An 808-nucleotide genomic window follows, 5' to 3' on the forward strand; every position below is an offset into this window, starting at 1 on the left:
TCTGAAAAGAATGTGTATAATAATAAAAGTCTGGTAATGATGGCAGAGAGGTCACACCCGTTCCCATACCGAACACGGAAGTTAAGCTCTCTAGCGCCGATGGTAGTTGGGGCCTTGCCCCTGTGAGAGTAGGACGTTGCCAGGCAAATGGAGGATTAGCTCAGCTGGGAGAGCACCTGCCTTACAAGCAGGGGGTCGGCGGTTCGATCCCGTCATCCTCCACCATATACGCCGGCTTAGCTCAATTGGTAGAGCAACTGACTTGTAATCAGTAGGTTGGGGGTTCAAGTCCTCTAGCCGGCACCAGTTTTTATTGTACGAGCCATTAGCTCAGTTGGTAGAGCATCTGACTTTTAATCAGAGGGTCGAAGGTTCGAGTCCTTCATGGCTCACCATTTCTTAAAATAATATGCGGGTGTGGCGGAATTGGCAGACGCACCAGACTTAGGATCTGGCGCCTTTGGCGTGGGGGTTCGACTCCCTTCACCCGCACTTTTAATAAAATACTTATAACATGTCTTGCGGAAGTAGTTCAGTGGTAGAATACAACCTTGCCAAGGTTGGGGTCGCGGGTTCGAATCCCGTCTTCCGCTCCAAATATGACATGCCGGGGTGGCGGAACAGGCAGACGCACAGGACTTAAAATCCTGCGGTGGGTGACCACCGTGCGGGTTCGACTCCCGCCCTCGGCACCATATGCGCCCGTAGCTCAATTGGATAGAGCGTTTGACTACGGATCAAGAGGTTAGGGGTTCGACTCCTCTCGGGCGCGTTTTCTTTCGGGAAGTGGCTCAGCTTGGTAGAGCAC

General features: G+C 52.4%; 7 tRNA genes and 1 rRNA gene. All 8 read left to right on the forward strand.

The window, feature by feature from the left end:
• Positions 1–29: 29 nt before the first annotated feature.
• The 8 genes from rrf (at position 30) to MR058_RS22880 (ending at position 772) form a co-directional block, all read left to right on the forward strand.
• Positions 30–145 (forward strand): 5S ribosomal RNA (gene rrf, locus MR058_RS22845).
• A 4-nt stretch (positions 146–149) separates the two neighbouring features.
• Positions 150–225: transfer RNA gene (locus MR058_RS22850), tRNA-Val, on the forward strand.
• Positions 226–230: 5 nt separating this feature from the next.
• A tRNA-Thr gene (locus tag MR058_RS22855) sits at positions 231–306 on the forward strand.
• A 13-nt stretch (positions 307–319) separates the two neighbouring features.
• A tRNA-Lys gene (locus tag MR058_RS22860) sits at positions 320–395 on the forward strand.
• A gap of 16 nt (positions 396–411) precedes the next feature.
• A tRNA-Leu gene (locus tag MR058_RS22865) sits at positions 412–492 on the forward strand.
• A 29-nt stretch (positions 493–521) separates the two neighbouring features.
• A tRNA-Gly gene (locus MR058_RS22870) sits at positions 522–596 on the forward strand.
• 10 nt (positions 597–606) lie between these two features.
• Positions 607–695, forward strand: a tRNA-Leu gene (locus tag MR058_RS22875).
• 3 nt (positions 696–698) lie between these two features.
• Positions 699–772 (forward strand) — tRNA-Arg (locus MR058_RS22880).
• The last annotated feature ends 36 nt before the right edge of the window (positions 773–808 follow it).

The sequence above is a fragment of the Bacillus cereus group sp. BfR-BA-01430 genome, assembly GCF_022663115.1.
Classification (GTDB): Bacteria; Bacillota; Bacilli; order Bacillales; family Bacillaceae_G; genus Bacillus_A; species Bacillus_A cereus_BD.